The sequence below is a fragment of the Sphingopyxis sp. SCN 67-31 genome (genome assembly GCF_001725095.1).
Map to the genome: position 1 here is coordinate 1 of NZ_MEFH01000181.1, position 5,893 is coordinate 5,893.

Genomic DNA, 5,893 nt, shown 5'->3' on the forward strand with positions numbered 1-5,893 from the left:
TTCGTCGAGCGCGCGGCGCAGCCCGCCGACGATCATCCCGCGCACAAGCTGCGGATCGCGGAACCGCACTTCGGTTTTCGCCGGATGGACGTTCACATCGACCTCGCTCGTCGGCAGATCGAGGAAGAGCGCGACGACCGGATGGCGATCACGCGCGAGCAGATCGGCATAGGCGCCGCGCAATGCCCCGACGAGCAGCCGGTCCTTCACCGGACGGCCGTTGACAAACAGATATTGATGGTCGGCGATGCCGCGGTTGTAGGTCGGCAGGCTGATCACGCCGCCGAGCCGGACCTCGCCGCGCTCGACATCGACCCCGATGCTGTTCGCCGCCAGGTCGCGCTGGGTCAGCGCCGCGACACGGCTGAGACGATCCTGGCCGCCCTGCACGTCGAGCACGCGGCGCCCGTCATGCTCGACGGTAAAACCGACGTCGGCGCGCGCCATCGCCAGACGCTTCACGACATCGAGGCAGGCGGCATATTCGCTGCGCGCGCTGCGCAGAAACTTGCGCCGGGCAGGCACGCGCGCGAACAGATCCTCGACCATCACCCGCGTGCCCTTGGCGAGCGCCGCCGGCCCTTCGGCGATGAGGCTGCCATTATCGATCACACGGCGCCACCCGTCCGCGCCGGCAACGCGGCTTTCAAGCGTCAACCGCGCAACGCTGGCAATCGACGGCAAGGCTTCGCCGCGAAAGCCCATTGTCGTCACATCCTCGATCGCATCGGTCGGCAATTTCGAGGTCGCATGGCGCTCGAGCGCGAGCGCCATGTCGGACGCGGTCATCCCGCACCCATCGTCGTCGACTTCCAGCCGCAGGATTCCGCCCTCGGCGATTCGCACCGCAACGCGAGTCGCCCCCGCATCGAGGGCGTTTTCGACCAGTTCCTTGAGCGCTGCGGCGGGTCTTTCGACCACTTCACCGGCTGCGATCCGATTTACTAGCTTTTCCGGCAGGCGGCGTATTGACATGGGGGCTGTCCTAGCGCAGTCGGACGCAAATCGCGACCCATCCGCTCAGCCCTGATCATTTTGTCCAGCCACCCCGTTCGGGACGAGCCGGAATCTCCCCCTGATTGGTCCTGTGCCGGTAGGCGCGCGGGTTCACATTCGATGGCGGCAGGACCAGACCGACCCGGCTGGCAGGTGCCGATGACAGGAAGCAGTATCGATGTCCTTCTTTTCCCGTTTTCTGAAGTTCAATTCCCAAGACATGGCAATCGACCTCGGCACCGCAAACACGGTCGTTTACGTGCGGGGCAAGGGCATCGTGCTCAACGAGCCCTCGGTCGTCGCGGTCGAGACGCTGAACGGGATCAAGCGGGTCAAGGCGGTCGGCGACGATGCCAAGCTGATGATGGGCAAGACGCCCGACAGCATCGAGGCCATCCGGCCGCTGCGTGACGGGGTCATCGCCGACATCGATGTCGCCGAACAGATGATCAAGCACTTCATCACCAAGGTGCACGGCGGCAAGGCCAACGCGTTTCGCAGCCCCGAAATCGTGATTTGCGTACCGTCGGGTTCGACCAGCGTCGAACGCCGCGCGATCCGCGACGCCGCATCGAACGCCGGGGCAAGCCAGGTCTGGCTGATCGAGGAACCGATGGCGGCCGCAATTGGCGCCGACATGCCGGTTACCGAACCCATCGGCTCGATGGTCGTCGACATCGGCGGCGGCACGACCGAAGTCGCGGTGCTCTCGCTGCGCGGCCTGGCTTACACCACCTCGGTCCGCGCCGGCGGCGACAAGATGGACGAAGCGATCGTCTCCTACGTTCGCCGCCATCACAATCTGCTGATCGGCGAATCGACCGCAGAGCGGATCAAGAAGGATTTCGGCATCGCGCGCGTGCCCGCCGACGGCGTCGGGATGACGATCCACATCAAGGGCCGCGACCTCGTCAACGGCGTGCCGAAGGAAATCTCGATCAATCAGGCGCAGATCGCCGAAGCACTGTCCGAACCGATTGGCACGATCGTCGAAGGCGTGCGCATCGCGCTCGAAAACACCGCCCCGGAACTCGCGGCCGACATCGTCGACCAAGGCATCGTGCTGACCGGCGGCGGCGCTTTGATCCGCGAACTCGATGAACTGCTGCGCGACGCAACCGGGCTGCCGGTGACGGTCGCGGAAGATCCGCTGACCTGCGTCGCGATCGGCACCGGCCGCGCGATGGAGGATCCCGCCTTCCGCGGCGTGCTGCAGCAAGCCTGATCGCGGACAGACGGTCCATGGTTCGCCCGGCACATCGGCGTCCGGGGCAATCCCGAAAGGCCCAGTACAGCCTTTTCGCCGCCTATGTTATTGCGATAACGGGCGCGCTTGCGGGGCTGTTGCTGGCGATCCTTTCGGTCGCCGACCCCGTCGGCTTTGCCGCCCTGCGCGTCGCCAGTCAGGAAATTACCGCGCCGATCGCGCGCGGAACGCGGTCGGTGATCGGGTCGATCTCCGGCGTCGACGACACTGTGTCGGCCTATGTTGGCGCGGGATCGCAGAACCGCCGCTTGCGCAAGGAACTGGCCGAGGCGCGCCGCCGTCTCGTCGCGACCAGCGCGCTCGAAGAGGAAAATCGCCAGCTCAAGTCGCTGCTCGGATTGCAACAGACCGATCGCTCGGCGCTCGCCCATGGCTATCTGCTCACCTCGACCTCGACGAGCAGCCGCCGCATCGCGCTGCTCAGCCTCGGGCGCAACCGGGGTGTTTCCGCGGGCCAGCCGGTACGCGGCGCCGACGGCCTGATCGGCCGCGTGCTGACAGCCGGTCCATCGGTGTCGCAGGTGCTGCTCCTTACCGACGTCGAAAATGTCGTGCCGGTGCGCCGGGCGCGTGACGGCCTGCCGGCGCTCGCAACGGGCCGCGGCAACGGCGATCTCGACGTCCGCACGCTCAACATCGCGAACAATCCCTTCAAGCCCGGCGACATCCTCGTCACGTCGGGAACCGGCGGCCTTTATCCGCCGAACATTCCGGTCGCCATCGTCGTGCGGCGCCAGGACGATGGTGCGCTCGCGCGTCCGCTTGCCGACCCGGCAAAGGTCGATGCGGTGGCGGTGCTGCGACCCTATACGCCCGATAATATCGAGGCGCAGGCCGTGCCCGCCCAATCCTCCCCGGCGGCCGGCGCGCCATGAACCGGCACGGACAGCGGATTGGCGAGCCAGCCTCGCGCTGGCGGATGCAGATCGTGCCGATCGCGACAGTGATGATCGCGTCGGCGCTGCCGTTGATGCTGCCGCTCGTCGCCAGTTCGCCCGTGCTGCCCCCGCTCGGCCTCCTCTTCTTCCTGAGCTGGCAACTTCTGCGCACCGAAATGTGGCCGGTGTGGATCGGCCTGCCGCTCGGCCTGTGGGACGATCTGTTCAGCGGCGCGCCGATCGGCACCGCCATCGCGCTGTGGACCGCCGCGAGCATCGCGATCGCCTATCTGTCGCAGCGCATCTATTGGCGCGGCTTCCTCCACGACTGGGCGATCGGCGCCCTGCTCGTCGCCGCTGTTCAGGCGCTTGCGGTGCTTATCACCTTTCCACACGCTCCCGCCGGGCATATGCTCGGCCTTGTCCTGCCGCAGATCATCATTTCGGTGCTGCTGATGCCGCTGTTCCTCCGCCTGACCGGCAAGTTTGACAATTTCCGTCTCAAGCGCCGATAATCGCCCGCCTCCCGCCCCCGCCTTAGCCTTCGCCCCAGATTGCCAACGAATTCCGCTTTCATGTCCCGCAAGAAAAGTCCGCCCATTACCGAAGCCTGGAGGGGCCTCACCTTCACGCGCCGCACCCTTGTCGTCGGCGGCGGACAAATCGCCGTGGGCGCCGCGCTCGCGACGCGGATGGGCTATATCTCGATCATCGACAATGATCGCTACGTCCTCGAATCCGAAAGCAACCGCGTCAATCTGACGCTCATCCCCCCGCGCCGCGGCTGGATCGTCGACCGCCACGGCAAGGCGCTTGCCAACAACCGCGTGTCGCTCCGCATCGACATCATTCCCGATCGCATGCACAGCAAGGAACTGGTTCTGGGCCAGCTCCGCACGCTGTTGCAACTCGACGGCGACGCGATGGCGCGCATCGAACGCGACCTCAAGGCAGCATCGGGATTCCAGCCGGTTGCGGTTGCGGAGGACGTGACCGAGCAGCAATATGCATCGATCCTCGTCCGCCTCCCCGACCTGCCGGGCATTGCCCCGACGCGCGGTTTTGCCCGCAACTATCCCACCGGCGCCGCGGTCGGCCACCTGATCGGCTATGTCGGCGCCCCGACCGCCGAGGAATATGAAAAGGTCAAGGATCCGCTCTTCATCACCCCCGGCTTCAAGACCGGCAAGGACGGGCTGGAGAAATATTTCGAGGAATTGCTGCGCGGCAAGGCCGGCGCCAAGCGCGTCGAAGTCACCGCGCGGGGCAAGGTCGTGCGCGATCTCAGCACCCAGCCCGATACGCAAGGCAAGACCGTCCACCTGACCATCGACGCCGATCTGCAGGAATATGCCGCGCGCCGCATGGGCCCCGAATCGGGGGCGGCGGTCGTCATCGACTGCCTCAATGGCGACATCCTCGCCTTCGTCTCGATGCCGTCTTTCGATCCGAACAGCTTTTCGGACGGGATCAGCAATGCCGAATATGGCTGGCTGCGCGCCGACGATCACCAGCCGCTGATCAACAAGGCGACCCGCGGCCTCTACCCCCCGGGATCGACGCTGAAGCCGATGGCCGCGATCGCCGCGATCGAACATGGCATGGACCCGAGCGAACGCCACACCTGCATCGGCGGCTATCGCCTCGGCAACCGTTTCTTCCGCTGTCTCGGCACCCACGGCAGCGTCGACATGCCGACCGCGATCATGAAAAGCTGCAACAGCTATTTCTATTGGGTCGCCGACCGGCTGGGCTATGACGCCATCGCGCCGACCGCGAAGATGATGGGGCTGGGCGAGGAATTCCAGCTTGCCGGAAGCAACCAGCGTTACGGCACCATCCCCGACAGCGCGTGGAAGATGAAGAAATACGGCCAACCCTGGTCGGCGTCCGATTCGCTGAATGCGGTGATCGGCCAGGGCTATGTCAGCGTGAATCCGCTCCAGCTCGCCGTCATGGCGTCACGTATCGCCTCGGGGCGCAAACTCTACCCGCGCCTCGTCAGCCGGCAATTCTCGAACGAGCCTTTGCCCTTCTCGGCCGAGGCCTTTGCGACCGCACGCGAGGGGATGAACCGCGTCGTCAACGCCCCCGGCGGAACCGCGGGGCGCAGCCGCCTGCCGCTCGACGGCATCCAGATGGCGGGCAAGACCGGCACGGCTCAGGTTCGCGGCCTCAACACCGGCAACGGCAAGGGCGGCACGTGGAAATTTCGCGATCACGGCCTGTTCATCTGCTTCGCGCCGGTCGAAAATCCGCGCTATGCCGCGTCGGTCATCATCGAACATGGCATGGGCGGCAGTCGCGCGGCCGCGCCCGTTGCCAAGGACATCTTCACCTTCCTCTACGACCGTGAAAAGGCGATGGAGGCACTGACCGCCTTCGAGGCCGGCTGGGGCGGCACGATCAAGGAGCGGATGGACCGCGACTATGCTGCATGGAAGGCGGGTATCACGCGCCCCGATCCGGGGCTCGCGCAATGATCCCGGTTCCGCCCGCCGTCCAGCGCATCCCCTGGAAGCTGATCGCACTTCTGTCTGCGATCACCGGCTTCGGCCTACTCGTCCTCTATTCGGCCGCCGGCGGCAGCGTGACGCCTTGGGCGCTGCAGCAGGGGGTGCGCTTCATCGTCTTCCTGCTCGTCGCGCTCGCGATCGGGCGCATGCCGATCCGCATTTTCGAGGATTTCTCCTACCTCGGCTATCTGGGCGTCGCGCTTCTGCTCCTCGCGGTCGAGGCGCTCGGCTTTGTC

At 65.9% G+C, this 5,893-nt stretch carries 5 protein-coding genes and 1 pseudogene; 5 read left to right on the forward strand and 1 reads right to left on the reverse strand.

Annotated elements, in window-relative coordinates; translation table 11 throughout:
• Window positions 1–975: DNA mismatch repair endonuclease MutL (gene mutL, locus ABS88_RS23185; RefSeq protein ID WP_286750721.1), on the reverse strand; the 975-nt coding region annotated here is incomplete at its 3' end.
• Between the two features lie 199 nt (window positions 976–1,174).
• Between mutL and ABS88_RS23190 the strand changes: the two genes are divergently transcribed.
• The 5 genes and pseudogenes from ABS88_RS23190 to ABS88_RS23210 form a co-directional block, all read left to right on the forward strand.
• The gene (locus ABS88_RS23190; RefSeq protein ID WP_003043744.1) at window positions 1,175–2,221 is read left to right on the forward strand and encodes a rod shape-determining protein; all 1,047 of its coding nucleotides are present in this window, start codon (window positions 1,175–1,177) and stop codon (window positions 2,219–2,221) included.
• 17 nt (window positions 2,222–2,238) lie between these two features.
• The gene (gene mreC / locus ABS88_RS23195; protein WP_286750722.1) at window positions 2,239–3,138 is read left to right on the forward strand and encodes a rod shape-determining protein MreC; all 900 of its coding nucleotides are present in this window, start codon (window positions 2,239–2,241) and stop codon (window positions 3,136–3,138) included.
• Window positions 3,135–3,656 (forward strand): hypothetical protein, encoded by a 522-nt coding sequence (locus ABS88_RS23200; protein WP_003043748.1) that lies wholly within the window; start codon window positions 3,135–3,137, stop codon window positions 3,654–3,656. The genes mreC and ABS88_RS23200 overlap by 4 nt, the downstream gene beginning before the upstream one ends.
• 60 nt (window positions 3,657–3,716) lie before the next feature.
• Window positions 3,717–5,624 carry a penicillin-binding protein 2 gene (mrdA, locus tag ABS88_RS23205; protein WP_286750723.1) on the forward strand — a complete coding sequence of 636 codons (1,908 nt, stop codon included), beginning with the start codon at window positions 3,717–3,719 and terminating at the stop codon, window positions 5,622–5,624.
• Window positions 5,621–5,893: pseudogene (locus ABS88_RS23210) on the forward strand (rod shape-determining protein RodA); the annotation flags it as partial. The gene mrdA and the pseudogene ABS88_RS23210, both read left to right, overlap by 4 nt.